This is a genomic window from Pseudomonas sp. BR20 (assembly GCF_050780135.1).
In the GTDB taxonomy this organism is placed as follows: Bacteria; Pseudomonadota; Gammaproteobacteria; order Pseudomonadales; family Pseudomonadaceae; genus Aquipseudomonas.
In genome coordinates, this window is sequence record NZ_CP172012.1 from 3,774,203 (window position 1) to 3,793,169 (window position 18,967).

The 18,967-nt window shown below is 61.1% G+C and carries 17 protein-coding genes and 1 pseudogene; 9 read left to right on the forward strand and 9 right to left on the reverse strand.

Translation table 11 applies throughout. The features are described from left to right. Positions 1 to 939, forward strand: a complete 939-nt coding sequence (locus ACHPFG_RS17445) for a carbohydrate kinase family protein (protein WP_167655499.1) — start codon at positions 1 to 3, stop codon at positions 937 to 939. A gap of 84 nt (positions 940 to 1,023) precedes the next feature. After that, the gene (locus ACHPFG_RS17450) at positions 1,024 to 1,293 is read left to right on the forward strand and encodes a DUF2790 domain-containing protein (RefSeq protein WP_431699956.1); all 270 of its coding nucleotides are present in this window, start codon (positions 1,024 to 1,026) and stop codon (positions 1,291 to 1,293) included. A 61-nt stretch (positions 1,294 to 1,354) separates the two neighbouring features. Here the strand turns inward: ACHPFG_RS17450 and ACHPFG_RS17455 are convergent, their stop codons facing one another. Together ACHPFG_RS17455 and ilvA are read right to left on the reverse strand one after the other, a co-directional pair. Beyond that, positions 1,355 to 1,624, reverse strand: a complete 270-nt coding sequence (locus ACHPFG_RS17455) for a DUF1652 domain-containing protein (protein ID WP_145337315.1) — start codon at positions 1,622 to 1,624, stop codon at positions 1,355 to 1,357. A gap of 233 nt (positions 1,625 to 1,857) precedes the next feature. After that, the gene (gene ilvA / locus ACHPFG_RS17460; RefSeq protein ID WP_431699957.1) at positions 1,858 to 2,880 is read right to left on the reverse strand and encodes a threonine ammonia-lyase, biosynthetic; all 1,023 of its coding nucleotides are present in this window, start codon (positions 2,878 to 2,880) and stop codon (positions 1,858 to 1,860) included. Positions 2,881 to 3,150: 270 nt separating this feature from the next. Between ilvA and ACHPFG_RS17465 the strand changes: the two genes are divergently transcribed. Together ACHPFG_RS17465 and map are read left to right on the forward strand one after the other, a co-directional pair. After that, positions 3,151 to 3,351 (forward strand): ParD-like family protein, encoded by a 201-nt coding sequence (locus tag ACHPFG_RS17465; RefSeq protein WP_027606410.1) that lies wholly within the window; start codon positions 3,151 to 3,153, stop codon positions 3,349 to 3,351. Beyond that, entirely contained in the window at positions 3,351 to 4,112 is a 762-nt protein-coding gene (gene map / locus ACHPFG_RS17470) for a type I methionyl aminopeptidase (protein ID WP_431699958.1), read from the forward strand. The genes ACHPFG_RS17465 and map overlap by 1 nt, the downstream gene beginning before the upstream one ends. Before the next feature lie 84 nt (positions 4,113 to 4,196). On the opposite strand, the gene ACHPFG_RS17475 is transcribed toward map, so the two are convergent. Beyond that, positions 4,197 to 5,129, reverse strand: a complete 933-nt coding sequence (locus ACHPFG_RS17475) for a magnesium transporter CorA family protein (protein WP_131696573.1) — start codon at positions 5,127 to 5,129, stop codon at positions 4,197 to 4,199. Positions 5,130 to 5,135: 6 nt separating this feature from the next. Beyond that, positions 5,136 to 6,722, reverse strand: a complete 1,587-nt coding sequence (locus ACHPFG_RS17480) for a RimK family protein (RefSeq protein ID WP_131696574.1) — start codon at positions 6,720 to 6,722, stop codon at positions 5,136 to 5,138. 94 nt (positions 6,723 to 6,816) lie between these two features. Here ACHPFG_RS17480 and ACHPFG_RS17485 point away from each other — a divergent pair. After that, positions 6,817 to 7,266: pseudogene (locus ACHPFG_RS17485) on the forward strand (N-acetyltransferase family protein); the annotation flags it as partial. On the opposite strand, the gene sfnG reads toward ACHPFG_RS17485, so the two are convergent. After that, positions 7,262 to 8,347: a dimethylsulfone monooxygenase SfnG gene (gene sfnG, locus ACHPFG_RS17490; protein ID WP_032886892.1), complete on the reverse strand. Its 1,086-nt coding sequence runs from the start codon at positions 8,345 to 8,347 to the stop codon at positions 7,262 to 7,264. The pseudogene ACHPFG_RS17485 and the gene sfnG sit on opposite strands and share 5 nt — an antisense overlap. Positions 8,348 to 8,615: 268 nt before the next feature. On the opposite strand from sfnG, the gene ACHPFG_RS17495 reads away from it, so the two are divergent. Then, positions 8,616 to 9,854, forward strand: coding sequence for an acyl-CoA dehydrogenase family protein (locus ACHPFG_RS17495; protein WP_431699959.1), 1,239 nt, complete (start codon positions 8,616 to 8,618; stop codon positions 9,852 to 9,854). Between the two features lie 302 nt (positions 9,855 to 10,156). Here the strand turns inward: ACHPFG_RS17495 and ACHPFG_RS17500 are convergent, their stop codons facing one another. From ACHPFG_RS17500 to ACHPFG_RS17515, 4 genes are all read right to left on the reverse strand, one after another. Continuing rightward, positions 10,157 to 10,942 carry a sulfite exporter TauE/SafE family protein gene (locus tag ACHPFG_RS17500; protein ID WP_027606416.1) on the reverse strand — a complete coding sequence of 262 codons (786 nt, stop codon included), beginning with the start codon at positions 10,940 to 10,942 and terminating at the stop codon, positions 10,157 to 10,159. A 91-nt stretch (positions 10,943 to 11,033) separates the two neighbouring features. Next, positions 11,034 to 11,804 (reverse strand): methyltransferase domain-containing protein, encoded by a 771-nt coding sequence (locus ACHPFG_RS17505; RefSeq protein WP_431699960.1) that lies wholly within the window; start codon positions 11,802 to 11,804, stop codon positions 11,034 to 11,036. 58 nt (positions 11,805 to 11,862) lie between these two features. Continuing rightward, positions 11,863 to 13,167 carry an ATP-binding protein gene (locus ACHPFG_RS17510; protein ID WP_431699961.1) on the reverse strand — a complete coding sequence of 435 codons (1,305 nt, stop codon included), beginning with the start codon at positions 13,165 to 13,167 and terminating at the stop codon, positions 11,863 to 11,865. Between the two features lie 3 nt (positions 13,168 to 13,170). Beyond that, the gene (locus ACHPFG_RS17515) at positions 13,171 to 13,872 is read right to left on the reverse strand and encodes a response regulator transcription factor (RefSeq protein ID WP_053135156.1); all 702 of its coding nucleotides are present in this window, start codon (positions 13,870 to 13,872) and stop codon (positions 13,171 to 13,173) included. 171 nt (positions 13,873 to 14,043) lie between these two features. Here ACHPFG_RS17515 and ACHPFG_RS17520 point away from each other — a divergent pair, with 171 nt between their 5' ends. The 3 genes from ACHPFG_RS17520 to ACHPFG_RS17530 all read left to right on the forward strand — a co-directional run bounded on the left by ACHPFG_RS17520 (position 14,044) and on the right by ACHPFG_RS17530 (position 18,912). Beyond that, a complete protein-coding gene (locus ACHPFG_RS17520; RefSeq protein WP_431699962.1) occupies positions 14,044 to 15,201 on the forward strand; it encodes an efflux RND transporter periplasmic adaptor subunit in 1,158 nt (385 codons plus the stop codon). Positions 15,202 to 15,213: 12 nt separating this feature from the next. Beyond that, positions 15,214 to 18,318: a multidrug efflux RND transporter permease subunit gene (locus tag ACHPFG_RS17525; RefSeq protein WP_431699963.1), complete on the forward strand. Its 3,105-nt coding sequence runs from the start codon at positions 15,214 to 15,216 to the stop codon at positions 18,316 to 18,318. A 162-nt stretch (positions 18,319 to 18,480) separates the two neighbouring features. Continuing rightward, entirely contained in the window at positions 18,481 to 18,912 is a 432-nt protein-coding gene (locus ACHPFG_RS17530) for a hypothetical protein (protein ID WP_431699964.1), read from the forward strand. Positions 18,913 to 18,967: the final 55 nt, after the last annotated feature.

Sequence of the window (18,967 nt, forward strand, 5' to 3'; positions counted from 1 at the left end):
ATGTATTTGGTGTGTGGTGAAGCGCTGTTTGATTTTTTCAGTGAGGAAGATGCCAGCGGGCAAGCCTCCAAGGTCAATTACAAGGCGATTGCCGGTGGCTCACCGTTCAACGTCGCGGTGGGTTTGCGCCGCCTGGGCATCGAGGCCGGGTTGTTCGGCGGCCTGTCCACCGACTTCCTCGGCCGGCGCTTGTTGCAGGTGCTGAAAGATGAAGGCGTCAGCGAGCAGTTCCTGGTGGAGTTCGCCGCGCCGACGACCTTGTCGATGGTCGCCGTGGGCGCCGATGGTTCACCGCAGTACAACTTCCGGGGTGAAGGCTGCGCCGACCGACTGCTGGAAGTCGCCCACCTGCCGGAACTGGGGTCTGATATTCGCGGCCTGCATATCGGCTCGTTTTCGCTGGTAGTGCAACCGATCGGCGACACCCTGCTGAACCTGGTCAAACGCGAAAGCGGCAAGCGCCTGATCAGCCTCGACCCCAACGTGCGCCTTAATCCGCAGCCGGATATCCAGCTGTGGCGCGACCGTGTGGCCGAGTTGGCCAAGCATGCCGACCTGATCAAGGTCAGCGACGAAGACCTGCACCTGCTCTACCCCGGCCAGTCGCCGGAAAGCGTGCTGCAAGGCTGGCTGCAGCACCGTTGCCAACTGGTGTTCCTCACCCGTGGCGGCGATGGCGCCAGTGTGTTCAGCCGTCAGCATGGCACCTGGTCGCAACCGGCACAGAGCGTGGTGATGGCGGATACCGTGGGTGCCGGGGATACCTTCCAGGCCGCGTTGATTGCCTGGCTGACCGAGCAACAGCTGGACTCGGTGGAAGGCCTGCAACAACTGACCCGCGTGCAGATCGACGCCATGCTCGGTTTTGCCATCCGCGCTGCGGCACTGACGTGCGGCAAGACCGGGCCGGACCTGCCGTATCGCCAGCAGCTTGGATGAAGGTTTTGTCAGCCAGGAAAACATTAATCGATGGTTAATCCCGCAAGTCGAGAGTGAAGTTCTACTCACTTGCGGAGCACCACCATGAAACTGCACACCTTAATGCTCGGCAGCGCCCTGGCGCTGGCAGCAGTGTCGGGCCTGGCCCAGGCTGACGATCAAACACCGGCGGTCAAACCCGTGCCTTATCATTACGGCATGCCGATGAACATTGCCAAGGTCCTGGCCATGAACGAACCCCCAACCAACGACTGCAAAGTCATCAAGGCGGATATCAAGTTCCTGGACAAGGCGGGCAAAGTGGAAGACGTGAGCTACCGGAAAATGTCCGAAGCCTGCGATTTCCAGAATTGATGGGCAAACATACACAGCATTGGGCCTGGCATTTACCAGGCCCACCGTTCATAACCAACGATCAGTAGTAACCGCGCCCTCCAGCCCTTTGCTGGGCAGGTGCATGGCTGTGCTTGAGGTCTTCACGCAACCCGGTGATAAGGTTGCAAATAGCTCGACTGCTGTCGAGTTTGTCAGCATTTATACCTTTGACCTCCAAATCCACCCGGTCACGGTCGCGGTCGTCATAGACCTTGATCGTCAGCGAAGCATCTTCGGCTTTGGTGCATTCGCACCGTTTAGGCAGGAAACTTCCTTCAATAATGCTGCGAAGTTCTAATTCCGAAAGCATGGCCAACCTCTCCTTGTCTGAGACTTGCCAATCGATTGTTGTAGGTCTGCAGGCGCTTGCCTGCTACGTCTTGCCAACCCTGGAAGACGCTTACCCTTACCAGCCTACTCGGCAAATTCCGTTTTTGTTGTAACTTTTCCTCATAAGCAATGTAGGAATTTATACAGCTTAGGTCACCCCCGTTAAATCATCGTCGAACCGCTTCGATTAATCGTTTAACCCCACGCTTCGAATTAAACTGCAGCTTGTGCCGCCACTCTTTCAGCAACATATCGCAAACTATCAAAGTTGATATTGGCGCCTGAATTAACTGCGACCAAGGTCTGCCCACTGACCCCACGACTGGCCACATACTTGCGAACCCCCGCCACCGCCAGCGCACCGGAGGGCTCGGTGATGGAACGTGTATCGTCGTAGATCAACTTCATCGCGCTGCACAGTTCGTCATTGCTGACGGTGATCACTTCGTCGACCCAATCGCGGCAGATCTCAAAGCCATAGGCGCCGATCTGCGCGACTGCGGTGCCATCGGCGAACCCGTCGACACTGGGCAACACCACCCGTTCCCCGGCCTGCAGTGCGGCGAGCAGGCAACTGGAGCCTTCGGGCTCGACCCCGATGATGCGCACCTCGGGCCGCAGGTATTTGACGTAGGCGGCAATGCCGGCGATCAGGCCGCCGCCGCCCACCGGCACGAAGATCGCGTCCAGCGGGCCCTGTTGCTGGCGCAGGATCTCCATGGCGACCGTGCCTTGGCCAGCGATCACATCCGGGTCATCGAAAGGCGACACGAACGTGCACCCGGATGTCTCGGCCAACTGCAGCGCATGGGCCAGGGCAAATGGGAAGCTCTCGCCGTGCAGCACCGCTTCGGCGCCTCGGGAGCGCACGCCCAGCACCTTCAACTCGGGAGTGCTGCACGGCATGACGATCCGCGCCTGGATCCCCAACTCCTTCGCCGCCAGTGCCACGCCTTGCGCATGGTTACCTGCCGACGCCGTCACCACACCACGCGCCTTTTGCTCGGCGGTGAGCTGCACCAACTTGTTGTAGGCGCCGCGAATCTTGAAGGAAAAGGTCGGTTGCAGGTCTTCGCGCTTGAGCAGCACCTGGTTGCCCAGCACTGCCGACAACGCCGGCGCGGCGTGCAGGGGCGTACGCACCGCCAGGTCATAGACCGGCGCGGCGAGGATCTTCTTCACATAGTGTTCAAGCAATGCCGTATCAGCGGTGTGGGGGACGGGGCACGTGCTCATGGGTGTCTCCTGGTTTTTAAGGGCCTTGGAGACGGAAAAACAAAACCCGCCTCTAAGGCGGGTTTGGGTGCAGCCGTGTGCTATCCCGCCAGATGAGGAATGGCGGAAATAATGCTTGGCTGGCTGCGGAAGGTTTGAAATGTCATGTCACGAAACTAACCGGCGGTGACCAGGCAAGTCAATGGCCATGCGCCATTTAGCCTCGGGGGGGTTTACGATGGATATACGAACCATATACGCTTTGTATATCCATCCTTCACAGAGAACACCATGGGCATCGTCAAGATCAGCGACCAACTGCACGAACAACTTCGCCTGGCCAGCGCGGCCATGGACCGTTCCATCAACGCCCAGGCCGAGTTCTGGATCAAGGTCGGCCTGCTCGCCGAACTGAACCCCAGCCTGCCCTACCACGAGCTGATCAACAAACTGTTGCTGGACAAGCCCGACCTGATCCGGGGGCGCAGCTGATGATCAAGACCGCCGCCCAACTGGCTGTGATGCGCGAATCCGGGCGCCTGCTGGCCCAAGTGTTCGACATGCTCGACGGATTTGTCGCCGCCGGCCGTTCCACCCTGGAGCTGGACAGCGCCGTCGAAGCCTTCATCCGTAACGAGCTCAAAGCCCGCCCCGCCAGCCTCGGGCAGTACGACTACCCGTTCTCCATCAACACCTCGATCAACGAGGTGGTGTGCCATGGCATGCCCAGCGCCAATGAGATCCTCAAGGACGGCGACATCATCAACATCGACATCACCCTGGAAAAAGGCGGCTTTATCGCCGACTCCAGCAAGATGTACATGATCGGCACCGTCGCCCCCAAGGCACGCCGCCTGGTGGAGATGACCTTTGAGGCGATGTGGGCCGGCATCCGCCAGGTCAAGCCCGGCGCACGCCTGGGTGATATCGGCCATGCGATCCAGAGCCATGCCCAGGCCAATGGCTACAGCGTGGTGCGCGAATACTGCGGCCATGGCATCGGCAAGCAGATGCATGAAGAGCCGCAAATCCTCCACTTCGGCCGGCCCGGTACCGGGCTGGAACTGCGCGAAGGCATGGTGTTTACCATCGAACCGATGCTCAACCAGGGCAGTTCCAAGGTGCGCAGCCTGAAAGATGGCTGGACGGTGGTGACCAAGGACAACAGCTTGTCGGCGCAGTGGGAACATACCGTGGCGGTGACGGCGGATGGCTTTGAAGTGCTGACCCTGCAAACACAGCCAGGCGAATAACCTGTGGCGAGCGGGCTTGTCCCGCGTTGGGCTGCGCAGCAGCCCCAAACCAGGCGCAGAGGCGTGCCTGATGCATTGCCACCTTTACATCGTCGCGCCCGCCATCCGCTTGAGCACTAGCACCATCAAGCCTGCCCCCAACCCCATCGCAGCCAGGAACAACGGGTACGACACCCACCACGGCGTACCCGCCGTCATCATGCTGAACTCCGACATACCGCCAATGCTGGCGATCAGGTTGAGCGGCAGGAACACCACGTTGATCAGCGTGAGCTTGCGCAACAGGTTGTTCATGCTGTTGTTCATCAGGTTGCCGCGCGCATCGATCAGCCCGGAAAACACGTTGGAATAGATCTCCGCCTGTTTGTAGCACTGATGGTTCTCGATGATCAGGTCATCGATCAGGCCGAGGATCTCGGCACTGAAGTGCTCCTTTTCCCCATGGTTGCGCAGCCGCGACAGCACGGCGCCGTTGCTGTGCAGCGCGTTGATGTAATAGATCAGGCTTTCGCTGAGGCTGAACATCTGCATCAGGTGATGGTTGCTCATGGACGCGTTGAACTGCTGCTGCAACTCCCGTGCAACCAGCTTGATCACCTTGAGGTGGCCCAGGTAGTGATGGATGTTGTTGAGCAGCAGGTCGAGCAATACGTCCAGCGGCGTGTGCAACGGCCGGCGCTGGCCCAGGCCACTCAGTGGGGTTTCATCGGTGGCGATCACCAGCAGGCGGCCGGGTGAAAACAGCAGGCCGCACGACGCCACTTCGAACACCAGGTTGCCGCCACCGGAATAGTTCTCCGGGCGTTTCCAGATCAGGAACAGGTTGTCGGGATGAAATTCGATGCGTGAGACTTCGTCCGGGTCGAGCGCCGACGCCAACGCGTGCTCGTCGAGCTTGTGGTGATCGCGCAGCCATTCGCGCTCGGCCAGGTCGGGGTTGTTGAACAACAGGATCGGGGCCGCATCGTTATCCCCGCTGCGCAGCTTTCCATCGGTCAGTTCAAAGCGCTGAATCATCGCGCGTCACCAGACCTGGCCCTGGCGTTTCAACTCCAGGCGCCGCACGAACTCTTCCAGCACCAGGCTGTACAGGTCGTCCTGCAAGTAGGCATCTTCGATGCCGGCATCGAGGTTGGGGTTGTCGTTGACCTCGATCACTACCACCTTGTCGCCGGACTGCTTGAGGTCCACACCGTACAGGCCGTCGCCGATCAGGTTGGCGGTTTTCACCGCCAGTTCCACCACCGCCTTGGGCGCTTCATGGACGGCCAGGGTGCGGCATTCGCCGTTGATGGCCTGGCCGATGGCCTTGTGGTTATAGATCTGCCAGTGGCCCTTGGACATGAAGTACTGGCAAGCGAAGATCGGTTTGCGGTTGAGTACGCCGATGCGCCAGTCGTACTCGGTGTAGAAGAATTCCTGAGCCAGCAGCAGCACCGAATGCTCGAACAACTCGGCAGTGGCCTTGAGCAAGGCCTCCTGGCTTTCGACCTTGATCACGCCACGGGAGAAACACCCGTCGGGAATCTTCAACACCAGCGGAAACCCGAGGCGCTCGCCGACCCGTTCGAAATCTTCCGGTCGCTCCTTGTAGAGAATCTCGGTGGCGGGCATGCCCAGGTGATGGCTGTTGAGCAGGTCGGTGAGGTAGACCTTGTTGGTGCAGCGCAGGATCGAGGCGGGGTCGTCCATCACCACCAGGCCCTCACTTTCGGCTTTTTTCGCGAAGCGGTAAGTATGATTGTCGACGCTGGTGGTCTCGCGGATCAGCAAGGCGTCGTATTCGGCCAGACGCGCGTAGTCCTTGCGCTCGATCAGCTCCACATCGATGCCCAGGCCCTTACCCACGCGGATGAAATTCTCCAAGGCACGGGCGTTGGACGGTGGCAGCTGCTCCTGTGGATCGTGCAGGATCGCCAGGTCATAACGGGCCAGGCGCCGCGAACGGGGTTGGCGCCAGATCTTGCGGCTGAAGTTATCGAGGGCATGGGCGAATTGATCTTCCTGGTCGTCGCGCAACTTGTGCAGTACGCCGGACTTCACCCCTTCGATATGCCAACCGTTGTTCTTTCTGAATTCAACTAAGAGAATCGGACTTGGAAAGGTTTCAAACAACTGACGGGCCAATTCCTGCAACGGTTCTATATTGGTCCTGCCGAAGTAGAGAGTCAGGGTAAACCCTTCGGTATTACTGTAGAGGTGATGACTCAAGGCTTTATCAAGGGTTTTATCCAAGTCATCCAGCGCCAGGCCGTACAGCGACTTCTTAGTCAGTTCGCTGATGGTGCGCACCGAGGGAATCACCTTGTGCCCGCGCGCTTCGGCCAGCAACGAGCAGTAGTAGCCGTGCCCCAGGTACTTGTAGCTGCGGCACAGATTGATCACCTGCACACGCTTGCCTGTGTCGTTCTGCCAGGTTTGCTCCAGGTATTCCTGGGCGGTGACGATGTCTTCGCTGGGAAAGTAGGAGGCCCAATCTTCCTTGCGCTCAACAATGATCACCACTTGACTGTTACTTCGAGGCGGCGCAGAAAAAAAGCCCTTCGATGTTATTGTCGCCGCGACGATTTGCTCGGATACTTCACGCCAATGACCTTGTACCGCCGACATAATATTTGATCCGCTTTAGAGAACTCGACCTTTTCTATTAAGCACGATCTCTTAGGGAAGTCCCGTTTCGTTACGCAACTTTTACGGCGGTTATATGGCTCTTTTCTCTCGCGTTGCATTACCCAACGATGTACCGGCATTAGTCGCATTGGAGCACCAGTGTTTCACCACCGACCGGCTTTCATCGCGCAGTTTTCACTGGATGATCAGCCGCGCCCACGGCCAGTTGCTGGTGGCGGAACAGGACGGGCAGTTGCTCGGCTATGCGCTGGTGCTGTTTCGTCGTCGCAGCGCGTTCGCGCGCCTGTATTCCATCGCCATTGCCGAGCACGCGCGTGGCCTCGGGCTGGGCAAGCAGTTGCTCAGCCATGTCGAGGCCTGCGGGGTGACGCACGGGTGCGGGCACCTGCGCCTGGAGGTGCGCACCGACAACCCCGGCGCCTTGGCGCTGTATGAACGCAACGGCTACCGGCGCTTCGCCCAGGTCAACGACTACTACGCAGACCACACCCCTGCCCTGCGCCTGGAAAAAACCTTGGTCAGGCCACCTGCTTAATCCCGGCCTTGGCTTCCAGCTCGCGCACCAGCGGCAACACGCGCTTGCCGAAGTACTCCACTTCTTCCTGGAAGTGCAGGAAGCCCGCCAGTACCAGGTCCACGCCCACGGCCTTGAGCGCGACGATGCGCTCGGCAATTTGCTGCGGGGTGCCGATCAGGTTGGTCTTGAAGCCATCGTTGTACTGCACCAGGTCTTCAAAGCTGGACTTGGCCCAGTTGCCCTCGCCTTCGGGTGATGCCTTGCCTGCCTGCTTGGCCGCGTCGCCAAAGGCATTCACGGCTTCCGGGTCGGCCTTGTCGATGATCTCTGCGAGCACGGCGCGGGCTTCTTCCTCGGTGTCGCGGGCGATGATGAATGCGTTCACGCCGACTTTGACCGAATGGTTGTTCGCGGCAGCCTTGGTGCGAATGTCATCGACCTGGGCCTTGATGCCTTCCGGGGTGTTGCCGTTGGTGAAATACCAGTCCGACACGCGCGCCGCCATGTCCCGCGCGGCCCGTGAACTGCCGCCCTGGAACACTTCCGGCTGGCCCAGCGGCTTGGGTTTGAGGGTGTAGTTGTTGAAACGGTAGAAGTCACCCTTGAAGGTAAAGTCGTCCTGGGTCCAGATGCCTTTGAGGGCGCGGATGAATTCCTCGGAACGGCGATAGCGCTCGTCGTGCTCCAGCCAGTGTTCGCCGATGGCCTGGAACTCGCCCTTGAACCAGCCACTGACGATATTCACCGCAATGCGGCCGTTGGTGAGCTGGTCGATGGTCGCCAGTTGCTTGGCCGCCAGCGCCGGTTGCCACGGGCCGGGCAGGATCGCCGCAATCACCTTGAGCTTGGTGGTCGCGGCCAGCAATGCATGGCTGAATGCCACGGATTCATGCTGGTTCTCGGCGCCATAGCCGGCGGTGAAGCGGATCTGGGTCAGGCCATACTCGAAGCCGGCTTCTTCGGCCAATTGCGCCAGTTTGCGGTTGTAGTCGATGCCCCAGTGGGTGCGTTGTTCGATCTTGCTGACCACCAGCCCACCGCTGACGTTGGGCACCCAATAGGCAAATTTCACGGCTTGCTGACTCATCGAACGGTACCTCGCACAAAGGAATGTACTGAGGGGTTGAGCAGCAAGCGTGCCAGGCGCGGGCAAACGCCCGCGCCACAAGGGTTGCGACGCAAATTCGGGGCTGGGAGGCTTGGAATGCCAATGTCAGGGATTGCAACGGTTTGTCGGTTTGCTGTTGCTGGAGCAACAGCAAACAGCGTGCATCCCCCCGTAAACATTGGCCCTGGCACCCGGCACGGACTGTGCAATCACTCCCGGTACCGATCACTGCCCCGGAGCCTTGCTCATGACCGAACACCACGTTATCAACCCGCTGTCTGTCGGCGTCGACTACCCCACGTTGGCTGCACGCTTTCGTCCGATTTTCCAGCGCATCGCCGATGGCGCGGTGGCACGCGAACAAACCCGCGCCCTGCCCCATGAGCCGATCCAATGGCTCAAGGAGGCCGGCTTCGGCGCGGTGCGGGTGCCGGTGGAATACGGCGGTGGCGGTGCTTCGCTGCCGCAACTGTTCGAACTGCTGATCGAACTGGCAGAGGCCGACTCCAATGTGCCCCAGGCCCTGCGCGGGCATTTCGCCTTTGCCGAAGACCGCCTGAATGCGCCGCCCAGTGCCGGCCGCGACCTGTGGTTCAAGCGCTTTGTCGACGGCGACATCGTCGGCTGTGCCTGGACTGAAATCGGCGCCGTGGCCATCGGTGACGTTGTCACCCAGGTCAGTCCGGACGGCGATCGGTGGAAACTCAACGGTGAAAAGTTCTACAGCACCGGCAGTATTTTCTCCGACTGGATCGACGTGTACGCCCAGCGCAGCGACACCGGCAGCGATGTGATCGCCGCCACCCGCGCGCGCCAACCCGGCGTGGAACACAGCGATGACTGGGACGGTTTTGGCCAGCGCACCACGGGCAGCGGCACCTCGCGCTTTACCGATGCAGTGGTGGAGGCGGAAAACGTCATCGACTTTGCGACCCGCTTCAAATACCAGACCGCGTTCTACCAGCTCGTACTGTTAGCGAGCCTCGCCGGTATCGGCCGTGCCGCGTTGCGCGATGTGGCCCACCAGGTGCGCAGCCGCAAGCGCATCTACAGCCATGGCAATGCCCAGCATGTCAGCCAGGACGCCCAGATCCAGCAGGTGGTGGGCGAAGTCGCGGCCTTGGTCTACGCCGCCGAAGCCAGCGCGTTGAAGGCCGCAGTGCCGGCACAGCGGGCGTACCTGGCGCGTTTCGGTGGGGATGAGGGTGTCGAGCGCGAAGCCAACGTAGCGGCCGAAATCGAGTCGGCCACAGCGCAGGTGGTGGTGTCGGAGCTGATCCAGCGCGCCACCAGTGAGTTGTTCAACGCACTGGGGGCGTCGGATGTGCGCCAGGGCAAATCCCTCGACCGCCATTGGCGCAATGCGCGGACCGTGTCGTCGCACAACCCCGTGATCTACAAGGCGCGGATCGTGGGGGACTGGGTGATCAATGGCACCGAGCCGCCGTTTGTGTGGCAGATCGGCAATGGCCCGGCGAAAGCCTGAGGCTGAGCGGGGTCAAAACTGTGGCGGCCCTGGCCCAGGACGGCTAACCCGGCGTCCTGCCGGGTTACCCACGGATTCAAGCCTGCGTTCGGCCAGTGTGTTTAATGGGGCGCCTAGGATCAAGATCAAAAGCCAGAGCAAAAACAGACCGAGGCCTACCTGCTGGATAAAGATCCAAATGTGGGAGGGGGCTTGCCCCCGATAGCGCCGGGTCAGTTAACCAATAAGTGACTGACACTCCCTCATCGGGGGCAAGCCCCCTCCCACATTTGGCCCTTGTATATTTGAATCCTGTGTACGCCTCAGAAGGCCAATTTGTAGCCAATGGTCATCAACATGATCGCCAGGCACGGGCGCAATACGCCGTCCGGGACTTTGCCGGTCATGTGGCTGCCGAAATAAATGCCCGGCAGCGACCCCATCAGCAAAAAGCCCAGCAGGTGCCAGTCCATATTGCCCATGCCGGCATGGCCCAGGCCCGCCACCAGGGTCAGGGGCACGGCGTGGGCGATCTCGGTGCCGACCAGGCGGCGCGTGGCCAGGAACGGATAGAGGATAAACAACGCGACCGTGCCGAGGGCGCCGGCGCCGATGGAGGTCAGTGCAACCATGGTCCCCAGCACCGCACCGGTCACCACGGTCAACGCATTCAGGTTGCGCGGGTTCATATGGTAGTGATCGCCCGCATGGCGCTGGGCGAACGCCAACAGGCGCTGCTTGAACAGGATCGCCAGGGCGGTCAGCAGCAGCACCACGCCGAGGGCCTGCTTGATCACCGCGTTCATGGCGCTGGGGTCGGTGTGCAGGCTGGCGAGGAACCACAGGGTCAGCAACACCGCAGGCACACTGCCCAGGGTCAGCCAGCCGGTGATGGTCCAGTCGATGTTCTTGTTCTTGCTGTGTACCAGCACGCCACCGGACTTGGTGATGGCCGCGTACAGCAGGTCAGTGCCCACGGCCGTGGCCGGGTTGATGCCGAACCACAAGAGGATCGGGGTCATCAACGAGCCCCCGCCTACACCGGTCATGCCGACGATAAAACCAACGATCAGGCCCGCGATTACAAAACCAAAGTTACCCACTTCCATCAAAGCTACCTGCGGCCTTATAAAATTCTGGCCGCAGGATAGCGATTTTTCTTATAACGACTTATATCAATATGATCTGACTTTATGCCTTTTATGGCAGTCGGCGGCAGACATACGCCTGGGTTTGATAGGGAAACGCCACTGTGTCACGGCCTTTCAGTGCCGGATGGGTGGCGATCAAGCCACGCAACTGCTCGGTCACGAGGGCTTTTTCAGCCTCGGGCAACGCGGCAATAAAGCTCACGGAGAGGAAGCGATCCATGATCACTTCCTGTGGGCTGCCTACATGGCTATAGGGGAAACACGTCATTTCGGGGTCGGAAAAGTACTCGCCGTTGAACGCTTCGCGCCAGCGCCCGGAGTGAAAGCGCGGGGTGTCACCTTCGTAAGGCGTAATGAGCGCGGTGATGGCCGCCACCCAATCCACCGATTCATCGCGCACATTCCACACCAGCCCAAGGCGCCCTGCGGGCTTGAGTACGCGATGGATTTCCGCCAGCGCGGCCTGGGTGGAGAACCAGTGGAAGGCCTGCGCGCAGACCACCGCGTCGGCGCTGGCAGTCTCCAGGGGGATGGCTTCGGCGGTGCCATTGACCAGGCGCACGTCCGGCAGCAGACGGGTCAACTGCGCCCCCATGGCCTGCACCGGCTCGACGGCGATCAACGTAGGCGCCAGGGTGCTGAGCAGGCGTGTGAACTTGCCGGTGCCGGCGCCCAGGTCGATCACCAATGAGTGCGCATCGACGCCGAGCACATCCGTGAGCCAGCCGGTGAGCTGCCTGGGATAATTCGGCCGACCTTGGGCGTAGGTGACGGCCTGGGTAGAGAAACCTTGTTGAGCAGACGCGTGAACACCAGTCATTGCCAATCTCTCCTCGGGTAAAGCGGGGGCACAGTGTGCGCCTTCCCAAGGGGATTTTCTAATCGGCAGCAGTGGGCAACCACACCCTGAACCGTGCGCCCCCCAACGGCGAGGCCAATGCGGTCAGGGTGCCGCCCTGGGCTTCCATGGCGCGCCGGCTGATGGCCAGGCCCAGGCCAAAGCCGCCGGTGGAGCGGTCGCGGCTGCGGTCGAGGCGGTAAAAGGGCTCGAAGATGCGCTCGCGCTGGTCCAGCGGAATGCCGATGCCATCGTCATCCACCCGGATTTCACAACCTTTGGCGCAGACCTTGACCCCCACCTGAATGCGTCTGTCGCAGTAACGCGTGGCATTGCGCAGCAGGTTCTGCAAGGCGCGGGCGGTGAGGCGTGGGTCGAGGTTGAAGCGTTCCACGGCGCAATCGAGTGCCACATCGATGACGATCTCGGGGTTTTCCAGTTCGTCATCGACGCTGCCCAGCACACTGTCGATAAACTCATCGAGCACCACTTCGACCCGCTCCGGCAATTGCGCCGGGTTTTGCAGGCGGCTGTAGGACAGCAACTCCAGCACCAGTTCATCCAGCTCACGAATATGCGCCACCAGGCTATGCAGGCGTGCGCGACTGGCCTCTGGTAAATCCTCCGACAGCGCCAGGGCCAGGCCGAAATCCAGGCGTGTGAGCGGTGTACGCAGTTCATGGGAGACCGCGTTGAGCAGGTCGCGCTGCTGGTTGAGCAGGTGTTCGATGTCGTCGGCCATGGTATCGAACACCGCCGCCAGGCTGCCGATGTTGGAGCTGGGCGGGATGTGTGTGCGCTCGGCCAGGTTGCCCTTGCCCAGTTGCGTAGCGGTGCTTTTCAGGCGTTCGAGGTCGCGCCAGTGCGGGCGCAGCCAGAACAGCAGGCAGGCCAGCAGCGCGGCGCCGACCAGCACGTTCATCGACCAGTACAACAGGTTCATGTCCAGCGGGTCCGGCGGGACGGTGAGCTTGACCACGAACTGCTCGTTGAGCGGCGAACTGATGTCCTCCATCCAGCCCCACTCCCCCAGGTGAATCACGGGTTTGCCCTGCTCCAGCAGTTTCGCTTCCTGCGCGGTGTAGCTGGCGTCCTGGCGCAACAGCAATTGCACTTTGAGTGGCGCGAAGTCACTGCCCAGTTGCTCGGTCACCTGGGACCAGCGTTCCACCGGCGCGCGCAGGTACTGCTTGACGATCAGCTTCTGCATGCCCCGGGACTGCTCGACGGTGTAGTCCAGGTAGCGGTGCTCGAACAGTTGGACCACCAGCTTGGGAATCAGGAAGATCGCCGCGCTGTAGGTGATGATAGTGATCAGGTAAAGGCGTACCAGTACACGAAACATCGGTCAGCATTCCCACTCGGAACGGCTGAACAGGTAGCCCTTGCCCCACACGGTCTTGATCTTGCGCGCTTCACCAGCGTGGTCGTCGAACTTGCGGCGCAGCTTGGAAATGGCCACGTCCACCGAACGGTCGGTGCCGTTGAACTCGATACCGCGCAGGCGTTGCAGGATCTGGTCGCGGCTGAGCACCTCGCCGGCATGCCGGGCCAGTACCACCAGCAGGTTGTATTCGCCACTGGACAACTCCACCGCCTGCTCGCGCCAGGTCACGGTGCGCTCCGACAGGTCGATGCACAGGTTGCCCATCAGGATCTGGTCGCTGGCCACCTGCGGCTCGGACAAACTGCTGCGCCGCAGCAAGGTACGCACCCGCGCCAGCAGCACCCGCGGCTCGCAGGGTTTGGTGACATAGTCGTCGGCGCCCATTTCCAGGCCCAGCACCTGGTCGTGGCTGTCGTCGCGCGCGGTGAGCATCAGGATCGGCAGGCCCGCCGAGTCGGCGCGCAACAGGCGGCACACTTGCAGGCCGTCGAGGCCGGGCAGCATCAGGTCGAGGATCACCAGGTCCGGCGGGTTGAGGCGCGCGCGTTCGCGGACGTGGTCGCCACGACTGAGCACACTGACGTGGTAGCCATTGCGTTCCAGGTAGCTGGCAATCAGCTCGGACAGTGCGGCGTCGTCTTCCACCAGGAGGATGTTGGGCATGGTGTTTCCAAATAATGCGGTTTGTTGGTGTGTTGCAGGATTGTGCAAGGATATACGCCCTCGACGCCCCGCGCGCCGCACCTTACATTTCTTCACAGACGACCTACACAGCTTCACAGCACCACGGCGCAGGTGACCTTAGGATGCGCCAGTCAATATTGGGATAAGAGCATGTCGAAGAATCTGTTTGCGCCATTTTGCCTGTTGGCCCTGACGCTGGCCCTGAGTGCCTGTGACAAATCCGCCGACGAAGCGCCAGAAATGCCCCTGGCCAAAGTGCGCATCGAAACCCTTGAGGCCAAGCCCCTCTCCATCACCAGCGAATTGAGCGGACGCATCGCCGCGCCGCGCATCGCCGAAGTACGCGCACGGGTCGCTGGCGTGGTGATGCAACGGGTCTTCAAGGAAGGCCATGACGTCAAACAGGGCGACGTGTTGTTTCGCATCGACCCGGCACCGTTCAAGGCTGACCTGGACAGCGCCCAGGCCAACCTGAGCAAGGCCGAGGCCAATGCGTTCCAGGCGCGCCTGCAGGAGCAGCGCTACAGCCAATTGGTGGAAGGCAACGCCATCAGCGGCCAGGACTACGACAACGCCCGCGCCGCCGTGCGCCAGACCAACGCCGAAGTCGCCGCCAACAAGGCCGCCGTCGAGCGCGCCAGGTTGAACCTGGGCTACGCCACCGTGACCGCGCCGATTTCCGGGCGCATCGGCCGTGCCCTGGTGACCGAAGGCGCACTGGTGGGTCAGAACGAAGCCACGCCGCTGGCGATCATCCAGCAACTGGACCCGATCCACGCCGACCTTACCCAGTCCACCCGCGAGCTGAACGACCTGCGTCGCGCTTTCCGCGCCGGCAGCTTGAAGCAGGTGGGCCAGGACCAGGCCAAGGCCACGTTGATCCAGGACGATGGCAGCCTCTACCCGCTGCCGGGCAAGTTGTTGTTCGCCGAGATCAGCGTCGACCCGGGCACCGGGCAGATCATCCTGCGCAGCGAGTTTCCCAACCCGGACCTCGACCTGCTGCCCGGCAGCTTCGTGCGGGTACGCCTGGAGCAAGCCGTCGACAAACAAGGTATCAGCGTGCCGCAACGCGCCATCACCCGCGACAGCGCCGGCATCCCCATGGTGCTGCTGCTCGACGCCGAGCAGACCGTCAGCCAGCAGCCGGTAGAACTGGGTGCGGTGATCGCTGACCGCTGGGTGGTCAGCCACGGCCTCAAGCCCGGCGACCGTATCGTCGTCGAAGGCCTGCAGCACGCGCGCCCCGGTGAAAAAGTCCAGGTCGATGACAGCCCCACACCCGTTGCCCAGGCTTCCGGCCAATAAGGATCATTGACAATGCCGCAGTTCTTTATTGACCGCCCGATCTTCGCCTGGGTGGTCGCTCTGTTTATCCTGCTGGCCGGCTTGCTGGCCATCCCGCAATTGCCGGTGGCCCAGTACCCCAACGTTGCGCCGCCGAAGGTGGAAATCTACGCGGTGTACCCGGGCGCCTCGGCCCAGACCCTGGATGAAAGCGTGGTCAGCCTGATCGAGCAGGAGCTCAACGGCGCCGATCACCTGCTGTATTTCGAATCCCAGAGCAGTCTCGGCTCGGCGACGATTACCGCCACATTCCAGCCCGGCACCAACCCGGAAATGGCCCAGGTCGATGTGCAAAACCGCCTCAAGGCGGTGGAGCCACGCCTGCCCCAAGCCGTGACCCAGCAGGGTTTGCAGGTGGAGAAAGTCTCCGCCGGCTTCCTGCTGCTGGTCACCCTTACCTCCAGCGACGGCAAGCTCGACGACGTGGCGCTCAGCGATTACCTGGCGCGCAACGTGATGAACGAACTCAAGCGCCTGGACGGGGTGGGCAAGGCCCAGTTGTACGGTGCCGAACGCGCCATGCGCATCTGGATCGACCCGCAGAAGCTGATCGGCTTCAACCTCACACCGGCCGACGTGAACGCCGCGATCAGTGCGCAGAACGCCCAGGTCTCGGCCGGCAGCATCGGCGACTTGCCGGGCACCAGGACCCAGGAAATTACCGCCGCGATCCTGGTCAAGGGCCAATTGTCCACGCCGGCGGAATTCGCCGACATTGTGCTCAAGGCCAACCCGGACGGTTCCACGGTACGCATCGGCGATGTGGCGCGGGTAGAAGTGGGCAGCCAGGAATACCAGTTTTCCACGCGGCTGAACGGCAAGCCGTCCACCGCCGTCAGCGTGCAACTGGCGCCGGGGGCCAATGCGCTGAACACCGCGACCCTGGTGCGGGCGAAGATGGACGAGCTGTCGCGCTATTTCCCGGCCAATGTGGAATACAAGATCCCGTACGACACCTCGCCGTTCGTCAAGGTCTCGATCACCAAGGTGGTCTACACCCTGCTCGAAGCGATGGCGCTGGTGTTTGCGGTGATGTTCCTGTTCCTGCAGAACGTGCGCTACACGCTGATCCCGACGCTGGTGGTGCCGATCGCGCTGATGGGCACCTTCGCCACCATGCTGTTGCTGGGCTTCTCGATCAACGTGCTGACCATGTTCGGCATGGTGCTGGCCATCGGCATCCTGGTGGACGATGCAATTGTGGTGGTGGAGAACGTCGAGCGGATCATGGTCACCGAGGGCCTGTCGCCCAAGGACGCGACGAAAAAAGCCATGGGCCAGATCACCGGCGCCATCGTCGGCATTACCCTGGTGCTGGTCGCGGTGTTCCTGCCGATGGCGTTCATGGCCGGCTCGGTGGGGGTGATCTACCAGCAGTTCTCGCTGTCGATGGCCACCTCGATCCTGTTCTCGGCGTTCCTTGCCCTGACCTTGACCCCGGCCCTGTGCGCCACGCTGCTCAAGCCGATTGCCAAGGGCGAGCACCATAACAAGGGCGGGTTCTTCGGCTGGTTCAACAAACGCTTCGAGCAACTCAGCGACCGCTACGAAGATTGGGTGGCCTATGCGCTCAAGCGCAGCGGGCGATACCTGCTGATCTACCTGGTGCTGCTGGTGGGCCTGGGGCTGATGTTCAGTCGCCTGCCCTCCTCGTTCCTGCCGGTGGAAGACCAGGGCTACACCATCACCGACATCCAGCTGCCGCCGGGTGCGAGCAAGAACCGCACGGTGCAGGTGGCCGAGCAGATCGAAGCGCACAACGCCGGTGAGCCCGGGGTGGGTGACACCACCATGATCATGGGTTTCAGCTTCTCCGGCTCCGGGCAAAACGCCGCGCTGGCGTTTACTACGCTCAAGGACTGGTCGGAACGCGGCAGCGATGACTCCGCCGCCTCGATTGCCGACCGCGCCAACATGGCCTTCAGCGCGCTCAAGGACGCGATCGCCTATGCAGTCCTGCCGCCTCCCGTGGATGGCCTGGGCACCTCCAGCGGTTTCGAGTTCCGCCTGCAGGACCGTGGCGGTGTTGGCCATGCGGCGTTGATGGCGGCACGTACCGAATTGCTCGCCGCTGCCGAGAAAAGCCCGATCCTGACCAACGTGCGCGAAAGTGCCCTGGCCGAGGCGCCGCAAGTGCAGCTTGAGGTCGACCGCAAGCAGGCCAACGCGCTGGGTGTCTCGTTTGCGGATGTGGGCAATGTGCTGTCTTCCGCCATCGGTTCGGCCTATGTCAACGACTTCCCCAACCAGGGCCGCATGCAGCGGGTGGTGGTGCAGGCCGAAGGTGACCAGCGCAGCCAGGTGGCGGATTTGATGAAGATCCACGTGCGCAACAAGGCCGGGGAGATGGTGCCGCTGTCGGCATTCGTTGTCGCCAAATGGACCCAGGGCCCGGCACAACTGACGCGCTACAACGGTTACCCCGCCATCGCCATTTCCGGCGAGGCGGCACCCGGCCACAGCACCGGTGAGGCGATGGAAGAAATCCAGCGCCTGGTCAGCCAGCTGCCGGCGGGCCTGGGCCAGGAGTGGACGGGATTGTCATTGCAGGAACGACTGTCTGGCTCACAGGCGCCGATACTGCTGGGCCTGTCGCTGCTGATCGTGTTCCTGTGCCTGGCGGCGCTGTATGAAAGCTGGTCGATCCCGACTTCAGTGCTGCTGGTGGTGCCGCTGGGCGTGCTCGGCGCGGTGCTGGCGGTGACCTTGCGGGGCATGCCCAACGATGTGTTTTTCAAGGTCGGCCTGATCACCATCATCGGTTTGTCGGCGAAGAACGCGATCCTGATCATCGAGTTCGCCAAGGACCTGTATGACCAGGGCGAAGACCTGATCGACGCCACCCTCAAAGCCGCACGACTCCGGTTGCGGCCGATCATCATGACCTCGCTGGCGTTTATCCTCGGCGTGGTGCCATTGGCGATTGCCACCGGTGCCAGTTCGGCGAGCCAGCAGGCGATTGGTACCGGCGTGATCGGCGGGATGATCACCGCGACCCTGGCGGTGGTGTTTGTGCCGGTGTTCTTTGTAGTGGTGATGAAGTTGACAAAGCGTAAGGTTGCGATCAACAAGCCCTGAATCACTTATATCTTTTGGGTCTGAAGAGGCACATTTCAAGACTGTCATATTTGACAGTTTTGAAATGTTCTACATTGCTCTAAGCTGCTCTGGCGCGTAATAACCCAGTGCCATGCGGGTCCAGTTACGTCACTCATTCAAAACCAAGTAGAGGGTTTTAAAATGACGACTGACAACAATCAATATAAGGGCAGTATTACCGCTGATACCACGCTAACTAAAAAATTCAGCGCGACGGAAGTCATGATGTCGCGGTACTCATCAACCGATGGTGCTTTGTTGGCGGTGAGGGGCGATGACGCTAACTGGGATGGAAATTTTCTCGTCCTTTTAATACCAGTCCAAAATCAGACTTCAGGATCACTTGAAGTATCCGAATCTTATGAGCGCAACAAAGCTCGCATTCACTTTAATCGTTTTTTGGGTGGAGAAGAGCCTGTCCGTGGATATGCGGAGAGCGGGAAAATCACATTTGAATATGATCAGCAAGGCAATACCGTGAGCGGCACTGGCCACTTCAAGGTTCGATCTGATGACTTGGGCCACGAGTACACATTTGAAAAGCTGGAGTTCTCAGTTCAGCCCGTCAAATAACCGCTTCGGTGCGTCACCTGCCACAATCACACACTATCATGGAGTTCCCTCTGTT